The following is a 20,081-nucleotide window of genomic DNA, read 5'->3' as shown; positions in this document are numbered from 1 at the left end:
TTTGTCGTGAATATGCTGGCGCCTCTGCACAAGATCAAGCCAACCGATCACTGGGGACGATGGTTCATTGTCTCTGTATTCTGGCGTGCAGGCGGCCCAAAGCCGAAATAGCCGGCAGCCACTGTATTCAGCAGATGCAGCCATATGTCGTTACCATAGATCGGTGCCAACCCGAAAAGGGTATCGGTGGCCGGTATCAAGCCTAGAATAACCAGCGCACCGAAGATAACGGTATTGGCCCGCGCATAGAGCACAGCAGCACTGAAGCGTTTGTAAGACGCAATACCCCATATACCGATGGCCAAGTGAACCAGGTTGTGCCAAAGGTTGACGGGGAATATGCCCAATAGCCTGCCATGCCCTGTGTCGGCGGCAAGGTCGCCTGTCATTTCCGGCGCAGTAACCAGCCCGGGGATGAACCCCATGATGCCGACCAGCGTGTAGACAATACCGAACACGAGTGCGAATTTCTTAACCATATCGGTTCCCTCCTCATGGATTGAAGTTGCATTCCTTACGTTCAACAGGCTAGCAATTCTTGGCCTCTCGTCACCTCTACAAGTGCAGTGAGCGATCAAATAATGCGAGATTTTACAATACTTTACCTGGCCACCAACTAGAGTGACACACTGCAACCCAATCACACCCCGATAATATGCCACATAGGAGTAAACCAACTATCGACGAGCCCGCAATGAGCCAACCTGGAACACACCCGCGCGTTTTGTTGCGCCTGCTCGGCCTGTTGCGCCCTTATCGGATCCGCCTGGCGTTTGCGGGTGCATCGCTGCTGGTTGCCTCTGGCAGCGTGTTGCTGTTGGGTCAAGGGCTTCGCCTGGCCATCGATCAGGGGTTCATGGACCGAGACGCCAGCGATCTCAATCGGGCACTGCTTGCCATGTTGTGTGTTGTCGGCGTTCTGGCTGGGGCCTCCGCGTTGCGTTATTACTTGGTGACCTGGATCGGCGAGCGCCTGGCAGCCGACCTGCGCCGTCTCGTCTTCGACCACCTGCTAACTCTCGACCCAGCCTTTTTCGAGAACGGCAGTCACAACCAGGGTGCTGGCGAGATACAGTCGCGGCTGACCGCGGATACCAGCGTGCTGCAGAGCCTGTTCGGCTCCTCGCTGTCAGTGGCGCTTCGCAATCTGCTGATGCTCATCGGGGCTGCCATTCTGATGCTGGTAACGCAGCCGTGGCTTAGCGCCTTGGTGCTGATTGGTATTCCCGCGACCGTGCTGCCAATTCTTTGGTTCGGTCGCCGCGTACGCCGTCTATCCAGACACAGCCAGGATCAGGTTGCCGAACTGGGGCGGTATGCCGGCGAAACCTTGACCGGTATTCGCACCGTCCAGGCCTTCGGCCACGAAGCCACCGATCGCCGTCACTATGCCCGGCATGCCGAGGCAGCGTTCGGGGTGGCCGTGGCCCGTACCCGCCAGCGGGCCTGGCTGACCGGGATCGCCATGTTGGTTATCTTTGCTGCCGTTGGCCTGATGCTTTGGCAAGGCGGTCACGCGGTACTGGCCGGAAACATGAGTGCCGGCGAACTCTCCGCGTTCGTGTTCTATGCCGTGCTGGCCGCTGGTGCGGTAGCCGCTCTGTCGGAGGTGGCCGGCGACGTGCAGCGTGCCGCTGGCGCGGCCGAGCGTTTACTGGAACTGCTCGATGCCCGGGCCAGTATCCGTCCGCCTGACCAGCCGATACCCTTGCCTTCGCCACTGCAAGGCGCCATCGATATCGAGCACGTTTCCTTCGCCTACCCCAGCCGACGCCACACACCAGCGCTGGATGGTGTATCGATACATATTCGCCCAGGCGAGCGAATCGCCCTGGTCGGCCCATCGGGTGCTGGCAAAAGCACTCTGCTGCAGCTGTTATTGCGCTTCTACGATCCCGATAACGGTCGGCTATGCCTCGATGGTGTGGATCTGCGCGACCTTGATCCGGCACAACTGCGCTCGGTCATTGGTATGGTCGCTCAGGAGCCGGTCCTGTTTACTGGCACGGCTGCCGATAACATTCGCTACGGCGCCCCCGAAGCCAGCGACGCCGAGGTTCGCGCCGCGGCACAAGACGCCAATGCCCTGACTTTCATCGAGGCGCTACCTCATGGCTTTGACAGCCACCTGGGGCCCGGCGGCATCCAGTTATCCGGTGGCCAACGTCAGCGCCTCGCCATTGCCCGGGCTCTGCTGCGCAATCCGCGCGTGCTGTTGCTCGACGAAGCGACGAGTGCGCTCGATGCGGAAAGCGAGCGACTGGTTCAAGAGGCTCTGAACCGTCTCATGGAAGGGCGCACTACCCTGGTAGTCGCCCACCGGCTTTCGACAGTGGTTTCTGCCGACCGGCTACTGGTCTTCGACCACGGCCGTCTGATTGGCGACGGCCCACACCAGCAGTTGCTGGAAACCAACACGCTGTATCGTCACTTGGCCAGTCTGCAGTTCGGGACCGGCTCACCGACACCCGCGGACCGTGACAGCGCCAGCACATCTAACCTTAATTAATCTTAAAGGATACCTATCGTCGGCCGATAAACGTGAGGAAGGAGACTTCAGAAACCCGGCCTTCGGACGTGCCCATGCGGTGCTTCCGCGACGCCCCGCACCAGCACTGAGCCATGCAGCCCACGAAGCACAATAAACCGACTCACCGGCGTTTCCTTGTCGTATTCGCGGCCCTGCTTCTGGTGTCGTGCACGCTGATATGGGGGATCGCTCACGACACGCGCCAGTTCGATCTTTTGAAAGAGGCTCACGTACCGCTACGCCTGGCCTTGTCCGGCATGGTCCTGCTTGCGGCCTTGGCTGCGACGGTCCTGTTTCTCAAGCGCAGTTTCACGCATCCGGTCCATGATCTGGTCGAATACGTCAGACAACAGCGAAATGGTAACGATGCTGCCCCTCCCAAGTCGCTGCGTGAGCGGAATGACGATATCGGCCTACTGACCAATGAGATACAAGGGCTCCTGGATACGCTTCGTAAGCAGAACGAGCGACTGCTGGAGCAGACCCTTAACGACCCCCTGACCGGTCTGGGCAACCGCCGCTTGCTGGAGCAACGCCTGGAGATCGCTCTACCGCTGAGCCGGCGTCGTATGGCGCCACTGTCGGCATTGATGGTCGATGTCGATCATTTCAAGGATTACAACGATCACTACGGCCACCCTGCCGGCGATGAATGCCTGGTCGAGATTGCCAACGTACTGCGCGATACCTTTCGCCGTGAAACCGATATCGTGGTTCGCCTGGGCGGCGAGGAGTTTCTGGTGGTACTGCTCGATGTCGGCCTTGATGAAGCCATGAGATTGGCTGAAGCCATGCGTAGCATGCTGCAGGCCGTCGGCATTCCCCACGAGAAATCCAGTGCCGCTCCGGTGGTCACCGTCAGTATCGGGGTCGCTACCGCTCTTCCCGGCACCCCTATCGATGTCGAGAGCCTGATTGCCTGCGCCGACTCGGCGCTTTACCAGTGCAAGGCAAAGGGGCGTAACTGTAGTGTCAGCTCCATCGTTGATAAACACATGCTGGAAAGCATGCAGCTCTCCACGACCTGACCAAGGGGATGTTGAGCAACCCCGAGGCTTTCAATGACGAGCCAAGTGCCGTCTGGCTGCAACGCCTGACTCGAAGATATCCCCGTCTTGCCTGACTCAATCCGGCACCGAGACAGCAGTAGAAATACACCTTTCCATCCGTTTGATACGTGAGCTGATCGGCGACCGGATGTACCCCCTGAGCGTACACGGGCTCGATCAAGCAGCCCGCAAGCTGGTGCGTTGAAATATCCAACCGCGCCAACCGGTTACATACCAACACAACTCATGCCTGCAATATCCAGCAAGCAGTTATATACTGTATATATATACAGTATCTACAAACCTACTATCTATAATAGCCTTATTGGGCTATTTTTCTTACTTATAGCTTTTTTAGCCTATAGAAAACGCACAAGGAACCCGCTATGGCCAACATCAGTGTCTTGACCGGCGATGTGGTTGGCTCTCAACGCATCGAAGACAAACAAGCGCTCAGCCACGCGTTGGATGAGGGCCTGAGTCTGTTGCAAAAGGCGCTGGGTGCGCGTAGCGATCGCTATCGCGGCGATGGTTTTCAGATTGCCGTTCCAGACCCCAGCCAGGCCATGCTGGCCGCAATCCTGATGCGGGCCGCGTTGATCCGCCACTCGCCGTCACGTTCGGACCTCTGGGATGCACGCATTGCCGTGGCCATTGGCGAGGGTCGTCTGCCTGTCACCAATCATTTTTCCGATGCACAGGAAGAAGCCTTCGTTCTCTCGGGGCGTCGCCTCGATCTTTTGGGTGACAGCCCCGATCGCCTGGCCATCGTCACCTCTGCACAGGACGACGATGACCATCTTGCCTTGTTGACGCGTTTCGCCGATGACGTTGTCAGCCACTGGTCGCGCTTCTCTGCCGAGGTAGTCTCGCTCAGCCTGCTGTATCAGGAGTCTCAGCAACAATTAGCCAAGCGTCTGGGACGAGCTCAGCCGACCATCAATCGCCGTCTGGTAGCGGCCCGTTGGCCACTGATTCGCGATTATCTCGAGTACATGCAAAAGGCGTTGGGAGGCGTTTCGGCATGATGACGGACTCGATCAGTACGTTGCTGGCCTTGCTAATGGCCCATCTGGGCGGTGATTTCCTGCTGCAGGGAAAGGCCTGGGTGCAAAGCAAGAAGAGCCTGCAACACCGCTCCCCCGCCCTCTACAAGCATGCTGGTGTGCATGCCCTGCTAAGCCTTTTGGCACTACTGATTACCCATCAAGCGTGGGGGGCAGCCATGGCCGGCGCCCTTGTGATCGGCGTGACGCATCTGGGTATCGACATAGCCAAAAGTCATCTTGCCGATCGCCTGGGCTATTTTCTGCTCGATCAGTTGTTTCATCTGCTCGTGGTGCTGCTGGTCTGGCTGTGGCTGAGCCAACCTTGGGCAGCACTGATGGCGCTCGGTGAGTGGCTGCTGCGCCCCGAAACGCTACTTACGCTGCTGGCTTACCTGGTGATCACCCGTCCCCTGTCGATCCTCATTGCCCTCGTCATGCGGCGCTGGAGCGCCCAGGTCGACAACACCAGTACCTTGGCCGATGCAGGGGCGCGTATCGGCATGCTGGAGAGATTCCTGGTGCTGACGTTCGTGCTGGCAGGTGAATGGACGCCAATCGGCTTTCTGCTGGCCGCCAAGTCGGTGCTCAGGTTCGGCGACTTGCGGGAAGACCGCGACCGCAAACTGACCGAATACGTCCTGCTTGGCACCATGCTCAGCTTTTCGTTGACCCTGATGCTCGGCCTCGGTCTACGTACCGTTCTGGATGCCACGCAATGATCGCGATCGCGTCAGACGTCGAGCCGGCGCGGATAATGAATGACGTCATGAAAACGTGCAGCGCTACGCTGTCGGTTGCGATAGCCATGCGATCTATCGGCCGCAAAGCGTAGTCCTTCGCCGGGTTTTAGAGGCTGCCAGACGCCTTCAACGCAGACTTCCATCTCTCCTTCGACGACCACGATGTGTTCCACCACGCCCTTGGCATGCGGTGCAGATTCGCTGAGCGCCCCGGGGGCCAGATCGATCACGAATAGTTCGAAGCCCAGATCGGGCTCGAACGGGAATAGGGGCACGACGTGCATGCCCGGCTCGCGTTCGATCAGTGCCGATTCCTGGCCATGGCGTAACAGCGTGCCTTCCGCGACGATCGGGGTTTCGAGAAACCGAGAAAACGACACACCGAGTCCGCTGGCGATCTTCCAAAGCGTAGCCACGGTGGGGCTCGATTCATGACGCTCGATCTGTCCCAGCATGGCCTTGCTGACACCAGTCTCCCGGGCGGTTCGATCCAGGCTCCAGCCGCGTGCCTGTCGCAGTGTTTTCAAGGTAATGGCGATGTGCTGGGCGATTTCCTGCATGTAGGACTCCAAACGCAAGCAGCCATTGTACGTCATAACGTCCGATGGTATGTTCCACGCTCTCGTGCGTTATAACGCACAGCCTGGAGCAACATTCTCATGAATCAGGACGCCACGCCTACCCAGTCGCAACGACAACCCTCGTTACTGCGCGACATGGCCGCATCCAGTGTGGTGTCGGGGTTCGTCGCCGTACTTGTGGGTTACACCAGTTCGGCGGCGATCATTTTCCAGGCGGCGGAAGCGGCCGGCGCCAGCCAGGCGCAGATCAGTTCCTGGCTATGGGCGCTGGGCATCGGCACGGGACTGACCACGCTGGGTTTCTCGTTGCGTTATCGCATGCCCCTGCTCACGGCCTGGTCGACACCGGGGGCTGCCCTGCTTGCCACCAGCCTGCCAGGCATTCCCATGAGCGAAGCCATCGGCGCTTTCCTGTTCTCTGCCTTGCTGATCACCTTGTGTGGCGTGACCGGTCTCTTCGAGCGGATTATGCATCGCATCCCCCAAGCGATCGCATCGGCGATGCTGGCCGGTGTGCTGCTGCGTTTCGGGCTGGATATCTTCATTGCCATGGAGTCGCGCTGGCTGCTGCCGTTGAGCATGTTCATCACCTACCTGCTCGCCAAGCGACTGCGGCCTCGCTATGCCATCGTCTGCGTACTGGCCGTGGGCATCGCTGTCGCCATGATGCAGGGCTTGTTGGATATCGAGAGCATCGAACCGGCCCTGGCGGTGCCGATCTTCACGATGCCGAGCTTCTCGCTATCGACACTGATCGGGGTGGGAATCCCTTTGTTCGTGGTGACCATGGCCTCGCAAAACCTGCCGGGAATCGCCGTGATCCGTGCTTCAGGCTACTCCCCTCCCCTCTCGCCACTGATCGGTTGGACGGGTGCCGTTACCCTGGCGTTGGCCCCGTTCGGCGGCTTCGCCTTTAATCTGGCTGCCATCACCGCGGCCATATGCATGGGGCCGGAAGCGCACGACCAGCCCGCCAGGCGCTATACCGCTGCGGTCAGTGCGGGTGTGTTCTATCTGCTCACGGGCCTGCTCGGCGCGACGGTCACGGCCCTGTTCACCGCCTTTCCCCGCGAACTGATCATGGCCATTGCAGGGCTTGCCCTACTGGCCACCATCGGTTCAGGCCTGGCCACGGCTGTCAGGGAAGAAACGCACCGCGAGGCCGCCCTGATTACGTTCCTGGTAACCGCCTCAGGCATTGGCATGCTGGGAATCGGCTCGGCATTCTGGGGCTTGCTGGCGGGGCTGGCCGCGCTGGCCGTAGGGCGTCGCTCCACGGGCTAAGCTCACGAGTCAGTTACCACCAGTCACCGCCATCCCGAGACGATATAGAGATAGAGGGCGAATGTACCGGCGAAGTGCCTCAGTCAGGCAGTGTGGCGCGGCCAAGACGCAACGCCGGCTGGCCTACAATCAAGGCACTTGGTAGGGTGCTTTTCATTCCTTTGTCATCTCGAGATCCCCATGGCCGATATAAGATGTTTACAGGGTAACGCTATCGCTCCATATCTCGATGCGCTGGCCACACTGCGTATACGCGTGTTCCGCGATTTTCCTTATCTCTACGACGGCGACCATGATTATGAAGCGGATTACCTGCGCCGTTATGCCGAGTGCCCCGATAGCCTGTTCGTGCTGGCCTTCGCCGAAGAGTCCCTGATCGGCGCGGCCACCGGCATGCCGTTACGCGATGAGTGCGATGAGTTTCGGGCTCCGTTCGAAGCGCATCATTACGACATCGGGCGCATTTTTTATTATGGGGAGTCCGTCCTTTTACCTGAATTTCGTGGCCAAGGTATCGGCAAGGCATTCATGGCCGAACGGGAACGACATGCAAGACAAGCTGGCTACGATTTAGTCGCATTCTGCGCCGTCCAGCGCGACGAGGACCACCCCGCCCGCCCGGCGGGCTATCAGCCACTCAATGGTTTCTGGAAGAGCCGAGGCTATGTCCGCCATCCGGAACTGAAGACGCGTTTCGCCTGGAAGGATCTGGGAGAGGCCAGTGAGAGTGAAAAACCCATGACATTCTGGCTCAAGTCACTCAATGAGGAACTCGCTTGATGGCTCGTACGCTAGAAGTCGCCACCGCACAATATCCGATCGACACCTTCTGCGCCTTCGCGGATTTTCAGGCCAAAGCGGCACGCTGGGTTCAGGATGCTGTCAATCATGGCTCGCAGCTGCTGGTCCTACCCGAATATGGCAGCATGGAACTGGCATCGTTGTTACCGGAGCCCATCCGGGACGATCTGCATGCCCAAGTCAGTGCCTTGCAGCCCATGCGAGACGACGTGGTGGACACTTGGCGGGACCTCGCACGGCGCCACGGCATTACCCTGCTCGCCCCGTCCATACCCTGGCAGCTAGATGACGGCCGCTTCGTCAATCGTGCCTGGCTGTGCACTCCGGCAGGCATCGATTTTCAGGACAAGCAGATCATGACCCGCTTTGAGAACGGACCATGGGGTATCAGCCCCGGTCAGGACCTCAAGGTGTTCGATACTTCTGCCGGTAGAATCGGCATACTGATCTGCTATGACAGCGAGTTTCCCTTGCTCGCCCGAGCCTTGGTGGAAGCTGGCGCCGAGCTCCTGCTGGTACCTAGTTGCACCGACACCGATGCCGGCTACCATCGCGTACGTTGGTGCGCCCAGGCCCGTGCCATTGAACAGCAAGTGGCAGTAATCCATTCGCCCACGATCGGTGAAGCGTTATGGTCACCGGCCGTGGATATCAACATCGGTCGAGCCGCCGTCTATACGCCTTGTGACCACGGCTTTCCGCCGGATGGCGTGCTCACGAGGGCAGGTGACAGCACACCCGGTTGGCAATTTGCCCGTCTCGACCTGGAAGCCATTCGTGAACTGCGCCATTCCGGTCAGGTCAACAATCATGATGATTGGGCGCTACAGCACGAACGACTCGACCGGGCGGTAAAACGCCAGTCCCTGCGCTGAACAACGGGGGCTTTTGCCGCCGCTCACGCTTGGCCGTACAATGCACCCAAGCACGTTTACCCTTATGAAGGAATCGCCGGACACATGCGCGCCAGTCAATTGTTGATCGCCACCCTCAAGGAAACACCCGCCGATGCCGAGGTCGTCAGCCACCAGTTGATGCTGCGGGCCGGCATGATCCGCCGACTGACTTCGGGGCTGTACACCTGGCTACCGGTAGGCTTGCGTACCTTGCGCAAGGTCGAGCGCATCGTCCGCGAGGAGATGGATCGCGCCGGTGCCCAGGAAATCCTGATGACTGCCGTTCAGCCGTCGGAGCTGTGGCAGGAGTCGGGGCGCTGGGAACAGTACGGCCCTGAGCTGCTGCGCATCATTGATCGTCACCAGCGCGACTACTGCTTCGGGCCGACGCACGAAGAGGTCATTACCGACCTGGTGCGCCGCGAAATCAACAGCTACAAGCAGTTGCCGAGTAATTTCTACCAAATCCAGACCAAGTTCCGCGACGAGATCCGCCCGCGCTTCGGAGTAATGCGCTCGCGAGAATTCATCATGAAGGATGCCTACTCCTTCCATGTCGATGAAGACTCGCTGAAGGAAGGCTATCAGGTCATGTACGATGCCTATGTGCGCATCTTTACGCGTCTGGGCCTGGATTTCCGCCCCGTATTGGCTGACAACGGCGCCATCGGTGGCACCGGCTCACATGAGTTTCATGTCCTTGCGGATTCCGGCGAGGACGACATCGTGTTCTCCAGCGACTCCGATTATGCCGCCAATATAGAAAAAGCCGAGGCATTGCCGGCCCCGCAGGGAGCGAGCACCGAGCGCGCTCAGCCCAGCGAGGAACTGCGTCTGGTCGACACGCCGCACGCCAAGACCATCGCCACTCTGGTCGAGCAGCATGGCCTGCCCATCGAGAAGACCATCAAGACGTTGATGGTCCATGCCGCAGAAGGCGGTCTGATCGCCTTGCTGGTGCGTGGCGATCACGAGCTTAACGAAATCAAGGCCGAGAACTTGCCTGAGGTCAAGGCCCCCCTGACCATGGCCAGCGAAGAAGAGATTCGCAATAGCGTAGGGGCTGGCCCCGGCTCACTGGGTCCGGTCAACCTCGACATGCCGATCGTCATCGACCGCAGCGTGGCGTTGATGAGTGACTTTGGCGCTGGCGCTAACATCGATGGCAAGCATTACTTCGGCATCAATTGGGAGCGCGATGTCGCCCTGCCCAAGGTGGCCGACATCCGTAACGTGGTAGAGGGCGATCCGTCCCCGGACGGCAAAGGCACCCTATCCATCAAACGCGGCATCGAGGTGGGCCACATCTTCCAGCTCGGCAAGAAGTATTCCGAAGCCATGAACGCCACCGTGCTCGGCGAGAACGGCAAGGCTGCCACGCTTTGGATGGGCTGCTACGGCATCGGCGTGACCCGCATCGTCGCTGCGGCCATCGAACAGAATCACGATGCTAACGGGATCATCTGGCCCAATACGATCGCCCCCTTCGAGGTCGTCCTGGTACCGATGAATGCGCACAAGTCCGAGCGCGTCAGGGAAACCGCCGAACGTCTCTATGCCGACCTTACGGCTCAAGGTTTCGACGTTCTGCTCGATGACCGTGACCTGCGCCCCGGCGTCAAGTTCGCCGATCAGGAACTAATCGGGATTCCCCACCGCATCGTCATCGGCGATCGCGGTCTGGACAATGGCGAACTCGAATACAAGGGTCGCCGTGACGAGGCCAATACCATGATTCCGGCCGACGATGTGGCCGCTTTCCTGCGTGAACGTCTGCAAGGGTAAGTCTCGAGTCGCCATGAGCCTGCTCATGGCGACTTTTCTGCATTCTACCTCCCCCACCCCAGCCTTAGCCGCCGCCCAGGTACCCGAGGCATTGCCTTCCACGCTGGTCGACACCTTGGCTGAAGCGGCGGCGTCTCCCTTAGATACCGAACGTGGCGCCACTACGCACGATTGGCTTGCCCATCGCAATGACCAACTAGCTCGCTTTGTCCCTCAGGCAGAACTACGCCACACCCTGCTTGCCAGGATTCAGGCTGAAGCTGCACTGGCCGGCCTTTCGCCGGACATTGTCATGGCGGTCATTCACGTCGAGAGTGGCTTCGATCCTCATGCCCTCTCATCAGCCGGTGCCCAAGGATTGATGCAAGTGATGCCGTTCTGGAAAGAGGTTATTGGCCGCTCTGATGACAATCTTCTCGATCCCGGCCTGAACTTGCGCTATGGCTGTACGATACTTGCCTATTATCTGGATTTGGAGAATGGCGATCTCACCCGTGCCTTGGCACGCTATAACGGCAGCCTGGGAAAGACGTGGTATCCCGAGCGAGTCATGCAGGCTTGGGTCGATTATTGGTGGACGTCTTACTAGGATTAAAAGAAGATTTGTTGTGCGCACTTTTCTGCGTGGCCGTGGTCAGAGGCAGTAACATTGCATTTACAATTACCATAAACGTGCCAATCAAGAGTTGGCGTCCCCAGGAGCCAAGAACGTCGGCATGAATGTCAAATAGAAGCGTATCCATTCGGCCCTCCCCTTTGCACAGTGACTCTTCATCGTGATGCTAGCCAACCTTCGACGCTGTCTCGGACTGTTACTGCTAGGCTTGGCGCTGGGTGCGAGTCACTTGGCGCTGCTCCTGCTTCCCGCTTCGGTCCGTTGTCCCCCATCACCGCTCGTGAGCCGTCAGCAAAGCCTGCTCAACCGATTGCAAGGACGCCTGCTGGCGTGGCAGTCCCCGCTGCATACCGGGCGTCTCGACCCCTTGACCGGTTTAGGCACCCACGAGAACGCACTGCAGGAAATCGATCGGCTGGTAACGGGTAACGTTGCGTTCACTCTGATTCGCCTGAGTGTCGATAATGTCAAGCAGATCAACAAGACACTGGGCCACGCCTTGGGCGATCAGTTTCTGGTCGCTCTGACCCAGCGCCTGCTGGCCCTGGACTACCACCGCGGCAGGCTTTACCGCTTGGGTGGCAATGAATTCCTGATGCTGGTCACCCAGCCAGAAGCGTATGAGGCTGTGACCAACCGGCTGCGCGAGCACCTTTGCGTACCGCTCGAGCTGGACGGGACCGCCTTGGTACCGGCATTGTCGATCGCCGACCTGAGAAGCCCTGAGCACGGTCATGAGCCCCGGCGCTTATTGAGGCGTTCGGCCATCGCACTGGGGCTCGCCCGTGATGCCAACGAAGGCTACTATGCCTACCAGAGTGGACAAGATCAGCATTATGAGCGGAATCGATTGCTTCTGCGTGATTTAGTCAGGGCTGTTCGCGACCAGCAATTGCAACTGGTATATCAACCCAAGATTGGTATCACCAATGAGGCGATCGAGGGCTTCGAGGCGCTGCTGCAATGGCATCACCCTGCCTTTGGCCTGCTTCAACCCGATGAGTTTCTTCCTCTCGCCGCGCAGTCGGGACATATGGCGTTGATCAGCGATTGGATGCTGAGCCAGGTCATTCAGCAACTGGCCGACTGGCAGCGCCGGGGAGCCCCCCAATACGTTGCCGTCAACCTCACGGCCGATGATCTCGAGGATAGCCAGCTTCCAAAGCGACTGTTGCACGACCTGGACGCGCATGGCGTTCCCCCTCGGCAGTTGATGCTTGAGATTACCGAGCAGGCCGTCATGCGCGACCCTGCCTTGGCGGCCCGTCTGTTAAGCGAACTCCGCGTCGAGGGTATACGTGTCGCAATTGACGATTTCGGTACGGGGTACTCTTCATTAGCCCAGTTGCGCCGCCTTCCTCTCGACGCCCTCAAGATAGACAAATCCTTCGTGCTCGATTTGCCTCAGCAGCCTGAAGATGCTGTGATCGTGCGAGCCAGCGTCATGCTGGCCCACAATTTTGGGCTACAAGTCATCGCCGAAGGCGTGGAAACTCAACAGCACCTCTCGCTGCTCGCCGAAGCCGGATGTGATCAGGCCCAGGGATTCCTGTTTTCTCGTCCCTTGAGCGCCGACAAGGTCCTCCCATGGGTGGAAGAGTATCGGGCCGCACATACGAAGCCCGCCTCTGAAACCAATATTCGCCTTTCCTAGCGCTAGCCTGGTACTCGCCTTTCATCACGTGAGTTGATAAAGACGATGTTGACGGTCAACGCAGCGAGTTGTCACACTGCTCCGACTTGGCGCTTGCTGCCGCAGCCCTGAGGTCCCCATCAGGGGCTGATACTTGGCATGACGAAAGAAGTCCGAAAATACGTTCTCCGATTTAGCTACGGTTACCGCCGGGCCCAGTTCCTGTTGACCACGCTCTTGTTTGGCAACTTCCTGGCAGCCACCCTCATTGTCGTATGGGTAACCCGGCAGCAGGCCGACTCCTCTCCTGACAGTCTGTTTCTTCAGCTACTGGCTGTCGTCCTGGTTAGCCTGGGCCTGCTCGGAATCGTTGCGCTTCTCTGTTACCGCTATTTGTCTCACCATGGCCGCACTCTGTCTCGACAGAATGATGAGCTTCGTGACACGCAAGCGCGGCTGCGCCAGCAGCAACAGATCTGGCAGCACCTGCGTGATCTCTACCATCAGGAAATTCCCGAAGAGGATTTCCTGCAGGCAGTCCAGGTCGCGCTTCGCGATCTGCTGGACGTTCCCCGCATCTCTTTATGGTTTTTCGACGATCCCCCGGGCACCATGACCTGCCGCAGTAGCCTGGTTGCGTCGCTTGTTGGCTTCCAGATCGATATGGCTTCACTCGGCAGGTATATCGAAGCGCTCCACCGCGCCCCTTGCCTGGCCACGCCCCGTTCTCAGCAAGATCCTAGGCTGGAGGCATTACGCCATTATTTTGCCGAGCATGGCGTAACATCCACCTTGGAGGTGGGCATTTTCGTCGGAGGGGAATTACGCGGTACCCTCTGCTGCGAATCGACACAGCCCCGCGAATGGCGCGCCGACGAGGTCAATAGCGTCATGGGGGTGTCAGGGCTACTGTCGCAATTTGCCGAATCGCTTCGACGGCGCGAAGTCGAGCACGACCTCTACCAGCATATCCACTATGACGATGTTACCGGGTTGCCAACGATCCACGCCCTGAACGAGACGATCGAACGTACTGCAAGTCGCATGCAGGCGTTTCACCTGGTTCTTGTACGTGTGCGTGGCCTTGGTCACATCAACACACTACTTGGCCAGAGCGGCGGAGACGAAGCCTTAAGACAGGTAGCCAAGGAAATACGCGGCTACCTTCTGCCTCATCGCCGCTTTCCTCGACTGGTGCGCCTGCCAGGCAACCAGTTGGCTATTATCCTTCCGGGTATTGGCCTCGATACCTGGCTTCAGCACCGCCTTGGTGAAATGCTGTCCAAGCTGACGGATAGAACCTGGCAGGTCCAGGCCCAGCCCTGCCAATTGCGTTTCTCGGCAGGCATGGCGCATTTCCCAAGTGATGGAAACGACCTGCAGCTCGTCTTGCAGCGTGCCGAGCTAGCCTTGAAGCATGCCCGGCAGCAAGCCACACCGGTTCTCATCCAATACGACTCAGGGCTCGGCGAATGGGAGCGCCAGCAAATCCAGATCGAGAGAGAATTGAGACTGGCACTCGACACGGACCAGCTCCGGCTTTACTTGCAACCTCAGTTCACGCTGGCCGGCGACCTACGCGGTGCGGAGGTACTGCTACGTTGGCAGCACCCGGAGCATGGACTAGTGGCACCCGGCTATTTTATCGACCATGCCGAACGCAGCGGAATGATTCGTCCGATAGGCTATTGGGTGCTGGAACAGGCTGTTGAGTTGTTGCGTGGCCCGCTGGCCGAGACCGACACGACGCTCTCGGTCAATGTGTCGGTCCAGCAGCTCAGTGACGATGATTTTCTTCCCCGTATCGAGTCGTTATTGGACAAAGGAGGTTTTGCACCACGTCGTCTGGTGCTGGAAATCGTCGAGTCGCTGCTGGCCACACCCGGCATGGCTATGACGCTACGTGCGTTACGCCAATTAGGCGTGCAGCTTGCCCTGGACGACTTCGGCACCGGCTACTCCTCGTTGCGTTATCTGCAGGAATTCCCTGTCGACGAGATCAAACTCGACAAGGCATTTATCGATCCCGTGCAGCACGGAGCTGATGCTCCTTTGGCCAGATCCATCATCGCGCTGGCGCGTACGCTACATCTTCGCCTGGTGGCTGAAGGCGTGGAAACGGCCAGCCAGCTTGAGTTTCTGCGCCAGCAGCAAGCCAACATGATGCAAGGGTATTATCTAGCCTACCCTGAGCCGGTCATGACATTCCTTGCCCGGCCAGAGCTGCAATCCTTTCCGATAGCTTCGGAATGACCGTCTAGAAGGGGCAGCATCAATAATGCCGGCCCGAAGTCCAGCCCCTTTCCCTTGATGATAACCTGGGACGACGGGTGCATAACGAGCGGATTCCTAAGCTGCGCATGTTGTCATGAACGACAAAGGAACCGAGGTTGATCAACGTAGCTGGAAGAGAACGCAGGCCTACTGGCCCAGCTCAAACTCTACCCTGCGGGCGGTAAGACGTTCCATCAGGTTGATTCAAACAGACATTCACAAATGTTTGCGGTCTTCCACTTGGGTGTGATCGACATCCTCGTCAAGCGGATGCCCTTTGGCGAGTTCAGCGCGGGTTGCCTCTCTTACTGCCAGGATCTCAACGTCATAGCGCAGAGTCTGTCCAGCCAAGGGATGATTGGCGTCCACCGTAACCTGGGTATCGTCGGCCTCGACTATCGTTACGGTGTGCGGACCATCGGGCCCTTGCGCCTGAAAGCGCATGCCAGACTTCAAATCGGATACACCGCTGAATGCACTACGCGAAACACGACGCACCAAGGCCTCGTCACGTTTGCCATAGGCCTGCTCGGGGTCAAGCGTTACTGTCAGGTGTGTTCCGCTCTGAGCCCCGGCCAGCGCCTTTTCCAGACCGGGCACAATATTGTCATGGCCATGCAGGTAGCTCAGCGGCGTATCGCGTTGCCGCGAATCGTCGAGTACATGTCCCTCATCGTCACGAAGCGTGTAATGCAGGGTCACGACCTGCTGGGGGGCTATCGACATGGATTCCTCGTTAGTCACAAACATGAGATATCAGGACTCGGCACAAGTGACCGGATCGGGTTAACACCGGCGAAGATCGCCGACCGGAACTTCCAGGCGCTGTTGCTGATGCAGCATATTCAGCAGGACAATGGCGCGCTCCTCGCCTTTCTGACTCTCGAAGACCGCCTGAAGCGCCCGGAATGGCCCCTCGGTGATCTCGACGATTTCACCGGCCCGGAAATAAACGTTGGTCTCGTGAGTCCCCGCTTCTCGACTGGCTTTTTCGAGCAGGACATCGACCAGAAGGTCTTCGACCGGTAGCGGATCGTCACCGAAACCGACCAGTTTGAGCACGCCTCGAGTGGAACGGATCGGACGCCAGTTACTGGCGACACGATCCAGGCGAATGAAAAGATAGTACGGAAACAGCGGTTCTTCACTCCAGCAGAGCTTGCCGCGCCGCTTCTTCTGAACTTGAAGAACGGGGTGAAAAACCTGGTAGCCCTGGTTACCCAGATGCTCTGCGGCACGAAAGGATTCTCCCCCCTTGCACTGAATCACATACCATCTCGGGATCGCGTCTTGTCCTTTCAGGCTGCGATCATCCATCTGATCACTCATAATGCTCCGCAAATGTCATGGCTTCATGGCCCATTGCCAGCAGACTGACAACGGCATGGCATTGAATTGCCCGGGATGAACAACGTAAGTTACCCCGCAGTTTACCATTGCAACCTGCATTATCGGCATGCAGCATTCACGCCTTTTCGGGTAGGAGAAACTTCTTGATTAACCGCCCCCAATCCCGGTCCTGGCTAGACGCCTTGCTCGTCTACTTCAAGGCACCTGTCATCGCCATGCTGTTCTTGGGGTTCTCGGCGGGCCTCCCCTTCCTGCTGGTGTTCTCGACATTGACCGCCTGGCTTCGCGACGTCAATGTCGAGGTGGCTGCGATCGGCTTCTTCTCTTGGATCGGTATGCTTTACTCGATCAAGTTCTTCTGGGCGCCAGTGGTCGATCGGCTGCCCCTGCCCGGCCTGACTCGTCTGCTCGGGCAGCGCCGTGGCTGGATGCTTCTTGCTCAGGGGACCATCGCGGGCGGTCTGGTTGGGTTGGCGCATGTCGACCCCACGGCGAGCTTGGCGGCAGTCGCCGGCTTTGCGTTGCTAGTGGCATTCGGCTCAGCAACCCAGGATATCGTCATCGATGCGTTTCGCATCGAGTCCGCCGCCGAAGAGATCCAGGCAGCCATGGCATCGACATATATCATTGGCTACCGGGGCGGCTTGTTGGCAGCGGGAGCCGGTGCGCTCTATGTGGCCGACCTGGCCTCATGGTACTGGGCCTACCTGACCATGGCCATGCTGGTCGGTGTCGGCATGCTGACCGTGTTGCTGCGTCCCGAACCTCCCCGGTCATCGCTGGGAGTCCAGCTGATACATGAGCCCCAGGTTCGCGCTTTTTTACGTACGACACGAGGACAGCCACGCCTATGGCGACGCGTGGGTGCGTGGACCATCGGTGCAATAGTCTGTCCGTTCACGGATTTCTTTCGCCGCTATGGACGCAAGGCGCTGTTGCTGTTGCTGCTGGTGGGACTCTATCGCATCAGCGACCTGTCGATGGCTGCCATGGCCAATCCGCTGTATATCGATCTGGGCTTCTCGCTTTCCCAGATTGCCAACGTGACCAAGGTATTCGGCATCCTGATGAGTGTTTCCGGTGGGATACTGGGCGGCCTGCTCGTGGTGCGCTACGGCATCGGGCCGATGCTGGTTGCCGGGGCACTGATCGTAGCGCTGACCAATCTTCTTTTTGCCGTCCTGGCGTCGGTTGGCGCAGAGTTGCCAATGCTGATCGTAACCATCATGGGCGATAACCTGGCCAATGGACTGGCCAGTACGGTGTTCATCGCTTTTCTATCGAGCCTGACCTCGCGTGCCTACACGGCAACCCAGTACGCACTGTTTTCGTCATTGATGACCCTTCCGGGAAAGTTCATCGGCGGCTTCTCGGGCATCGTCGTAGCCAGTCAGGGCTACGTGACTTTCTTTCTGCTGGCCTCGCTGCTTGGCTTGCCTGCCATCGTACTGGCTTGGTACATCGCTCGTGATCGCACGCTAGTACCTGCAGGCAACGCCGTTAGTGACACATAACGCGACTGCTCATGCGGTGATACGCCTAGATGAGCTGACGGCGTTGCTCCGCCAACCAGCCCAGTGCGCCTTGCGTCGCCGCCCATTGGTCGCGCATCAAGGCGCGGTATTGCCAGGCCTCGGCCTTGGTGCCCGGCTCTGGAACTTCCAGGGCCAACGGTACCGGCCGGGGATTCTCGGCACACATCATGGCGATGGCATGGATATTCAGTTCATGGACCTCACGCAATGTCGCCTGGGCTTCGCTCAGTCGCTCGAGGCGATAAAGGGCAAGTACACGGCCCATGAGCACACCCAGCAGAGGGGCTTGGCCACCCGGCTCCGCCTGGTCACTGAGTTGCAGGGCCTCTTCTTCACGACCTTCGCGCAGTAGCTGGTCGAGTACCAGTTCACGCAGGCCAAGGCTGTCCTCGTCATCCAGTACCAGCAGGCGCTCGGCAAGTTGGCGTGAACGCTGGCGATCCCCACGCTCCATCCCGACCACCAGCGCCAGGCCCGTCCTCAGCAGCAAGGCATTGTCGGCATCGTCCCAGGCAAAGCGTCCACCCTCCGCTTCGACTTGCGTCAGCCAGCGCTCGAAGCGTCCCGCCAACGGCGCGAAGAAGGTATCTGCCATCCACGGCAGGCTGCCGAAGCGGCTGGCCAAAGCCATCGCCAGGGTCTGGACTACCTGAGGGGAATCCAACCACTCCGGATGCGCGCAGAGCTCCGGCAACCAATCGCCGGCATAAGGCCAGGGATCCTCTTGAAAGCCCAACGCTGCCTCTTCATCGACCAGCGCATTGAAATGATTCTGCCAAGCGGCGAACAAGGTATCCTCGCGCGCCGAAGTACGATACTCGAGGCGCCCATCGGCAGCATGCTTGAAGGTTAGACGCGGCGCGCCGGACAAGGCTTCAAGCAGGGCCTGGAGACCGGTCAAGGGCTCGGCTAGCGCCTCTTCGGAATTGACCATCTGCTCAGCCAGGGTCGCGCCCGGGTTTTCCGCCAGATCGGCCAGAAACTGCAGCTGCTCGGGATCGAGGTCGCCGCGACGAGCCAGCCGTCGGAACCAGAATCGAGCCCGCTCGCGCGCTTCTTCGGCGTGGCCTTCATGCAGCAGCAGCATGGCCTCGATGTAGGCGAGTGTCGGGGAGTCGGGCAGGGTCTGTTGGGCCCGTACAAAGGCTTCGCGCGCACTGGCCAGGTCGTCGCTGTCGAGATGCATCAGACATAGGCGTTCAAGCGCCACGCCACGCAAGAAGAGCGGTCCCCTCTCTAGGATCGCATCGAGCAGTGCCGCCTTCTTGCGATGAAAACCGCGCTCCTGATAAATATCGGTGAGCAGTTCGAAGGCTGGTTCGGTCTGCTCTGGCAGCCGGCTCCAATCGCTGGTATCGAATAATGCCTCGAGAATCTGCTGGGCACGGCCACGCTGACCGCCCTCGGCAGCGATCAGCCCGGCTTCGAGCAATGCCTGAGCAGGCGCGCGCCCGCTTTCCAGCGCCGCTTTCAATGTGTCACCTTTCCATTCACGCAGCGAAAGCATCCACATCAAATGTGGCGGTATCGGGCCAGGAAGCGTCACGGCGCCACAGCACTGCTTGGTCTTGCGGCCAGAATCGCACCAACAAGGTTCATTCCGGCCAGGCAACGCTAACGCCTCGTAATCGAAATCGAGCCGTTCCAGTGGTGTCTGATTCCACAACTCCGGGGCCAGCGCTTGCGCCAAGGCCAGGTTCCCGCCCAAATGCTTTACACCCTCGCCCCGCGCCCAGGCCATTAGCTCTGGGTAATATTCGTCGCTACGAATCGTTTCGAGCGCGCCTGCGGCATACCCCAGCAATTGCTCAACCCACATTGCCAGCATCGCACCCCTCCTCATGAAAACCGCCATAGTCTAGCATGCCGACCGGTCAGCACTCACCACGCCGCAGCGCTGGCGGCCATCTCTCGGCGATGCTAGGTTAGGGCCTTCCCTGCCGTCGTATCGTACAAGG

Annotated in this window: 17 protein-coding genes; 12 read left to right on the top strand and 5 right to left on the bottom strand. The window is 59.1% G+C overall.

The genetic code is table 11. The annotated features are described in order from the left end of the window. Positions 1–47: 47 nt before the first annotated feature. Entirely contained in the window at positions 48–479 is a 432-nt protein-coding gene (locus F568_RS0110705) for a DUF4383 domain-containing protein (RefSeq protein WP_019018721.1), read from the bottom strand. A gap of 215 nt (positions 480–694) precedes the next feature. Here F568_RS0110705 and F568_RS0110700 point away from each other — a divergent pair, with 215 nt between their 5' ends. The 4 genes from F568_RS0110700 (at position 695) to F568_RS0110685 (ending at position 5,347) form a co-directional block, all read left to right on the top strand. After that, positions 695–2,509, top strand: coding sequence for an ABC transporter transmembrane domain-containing protein (locus F568_RS0110700; RefSeq protein ID WP_019018720.1), 1,815 nt, complete (start codon positions 695–697; stop codon positions 2,507–2,509). 113 nt (positions 2,510–2,622) lie between these two features. Continuing rightward, positions 2,623–3,558 carry a GGDEF domain-containing protein gene (locus F568_RS23910; RefSeq protein WP_019018719.1) on the top strand — a complete coding sequence of 312 codons (936 nt, stop codon included), beginning with the start codon at positions 2,623–2,625 and terminating at the stop codon, positions 3,556–3,558. Positions 3,559–3,965: 407 nt separating this feature from the next. Then, positions 3,966–4,607, top strand: a complete 642-nt coding sequence (locus F568_RS0110690) for a hypothetical protein (protein WP_019018718.1) — start codon at positions 3,966–3,968, stop codon at positions 4,605–4,607. Next, the gene (locus F568_RS0110685; RefSeq protein WP_019018717.1) at positions 4,604–5,347 is read left to right on the top strand and encodes a DUF3307 domain-containing protein; all 744 of its coding nucleotides are present in this window, start codon (positions 4,604–4,606) and stop codon (positions 5,345–5,347) included. The genes F568_RS0110690 and F568_RS0110685 overlap by 4 nt, the downstream gene beginning before the upstream one ends. A gap of 11 nt (positions 5,348–5,358) precedes the next feature. Here F568_RS0110685 and F568_RS0110680 read toward each other — a convergent pair whose 3' ends face one another. After that, the gene (locus tag F568_RS0110680; RefSeq protein WP_019018716.1) at positions 5,359–5,928 is read right to left on the bottom strand and encodes a helix-turn-helix domain-containing protein; all 570 of its coding nucleotides are present in this window, start codon (positions 5,926–5,928) and stop codon (positions 5,359–5,361) included. 99 nt (positions 5,929–6,027) lie between these two features. Between F568_RS0110680 and F568_RS0110675 the strand changes: the two genes are divergently transcribed. The 7 genes from F568_RS0110675 (at position 6,028) to F568_RS23905 (ending at position 15,217) form a co-directional block, all read left to right on the top strand. Next, positions 6,028–7,233 (top strand): benzoate/H(+) symporter BenE family transporter, encoded by a 1,206-nt coding sequence (locus F568_RS0110675; RefSeq protein ID WP_019018715.1) that lies wholly within the window; start codon positions 6,028–6,030, stop codon positions 7,231–7,233. A 180-nt stretch (positions 7,234–7,413) separates the two neighbouring features. Beyond that, positions 7,414–8,013 carry a GNAT family N-acetyltransferase gene (locus F568_RS0110670; RefSeq protein WP_019018714.1) on the top strand — a complete coding sequence of 200 codons (600 nt, stop codon included), beginning with the start codon at positions 7,414–7,416 and terminating at the stop codon, positions 8,011–8,013. After that, positions 8,013–8,909, top strand: a complete 897-nt coding sequence (locus F568_RS0110665; RefSeq protein WP_019018713.1) for a carbon-nitrogen hydrolase family protein — start codon at positions 8,013–8,015, stop codon at positions 8,907–8,909. Before F568_RS0110670 ends, F568_RS0110665 begins: the two co-directional genes overlap by 1 nt. An 84-nt stretch (positions 8,910–8,993) precedes the next feature. Continuing rightward, the gene (locus tag F568_RS0110660) at positions 8,994–10,715 is read left to right on the top strand and encodes a proline--tRNA ligase (protein ID WP_019018712.1); all 1,722 of its coding nucleotides are present in this window, start codon (positions 8,994–8,996) and stop codon (positions 10,713–10,715) included. A gap of 25 nt (positions 10,716–10,740) precedes the next feature. After that, a complete protein-coding gene (locus F568_RS0110655; protein ID WP_156817409.1) occupies positions 10,741–11,304 on the top strand; it encodes a lytic transglycosylase domain-containing protein in 564 nt (187 codons plus the stop codon). Between the two features lie 190 nt (positions 11,305–11,494). Continuing rightward, entirely contained in the window at positions 11,495–12,985 is a 1,491-nt protein-coding gene (locus F568_RS22690; RefSeq protein ID WP_019018710.1) for a putative bifunctional diguanylate cyclase/phosphodiesterase, read from the top strand. A 138-nt stretch (positions 12,986–13,123) separates the two neighbouring features. Next, a complete protein-coding gene (locus F568_RS23905) occupies positions 13,124–15,217 on the top strand; it encodes a putative bifunctional diguanylate cyclase/phosphodiesterase (RefSeq protein ID WP_019018709.1) in 2,094 nt (697 codons plus the stop codon). Between the two features lie 237 nt (positions 15,218–15,454). Here F568_RS23905 and F568_RS0110640 read toward each other — a convergent pair whose 3' ends face one another. After that, positions 15,455–15,964 (bottom strand): FKBP-type peptidyl-prolyl cis-trans isomerase, encoded by a 510-nt coding sequence (locus tag F568_RS0110640; RefSeq protein ID WP_019018708.1) that lies wholly within the window; start codon positions 15,962–15,964, stop codon positions 15,455–15,457. A 60-nt stretch (positions 15,965–16,024) separates the two neighbouring features. Then, the gene (gene rfaH, locus F568_RS0110635; RefSeq protein WP_156817407.1) at positions 16,025–16,567 is read right to left on the bottom strand and encodes a transcription/translation regulatory transformer protein RfaH; all 543 of its coding nucleotides are present in this window, start codon (positions 16,565–16,567) and stop codon (positions 16,025–16,027) included. A 164-nt stretch (positions 16,568–16,731) separates the two neighbouring features. On the opposite strand from rfaH, the gene F568_RS0110630 reads away from it, so the two are divergent. Continuing rightward, a complete protein-coding gene (locus F568_RS0110630) occupies positions 16,732–18,102 on the top strand; it encodes an AmpG family muropeptide MFS transporter (protein ID WP_019018706.1) in 1,371 nt (456 codons plus the stop codon). A gap of 25 nt (positions 18,103–18,127) precedes the next feature. Here the strand turns inward: F568_RS0110630 and F568_RS0110625 are convergent, their stop codons facing one another. Then, positions 18,128–19,951, bottom strand: coding sequence for an SEC-C domain-containing protein (locus F568_RS0110625; protein ID WP_019018705.1), 1,824 nt, complete (start codon positions 19,949–19,951; stop codon positions 18,128–18,130). Positions 19,952–20,081: the final 130 nt, after the last annotated feature.

It is taken from the genome of Modicisalibacter luteus DSM 23508, assembly GCF_000378505.1.
Classification (GTDB): Bacteria; Pseudomonadota; Gammaproteobacteria; order Pseudomonadales; family Halomonadaceae; genus Modicisalibacter; species Modicisalibacter luteus.
Note: the sequence above shows the minus strand (reverse complement) of the source record. Positions and strands in the feature narration are given on the sequence as shown.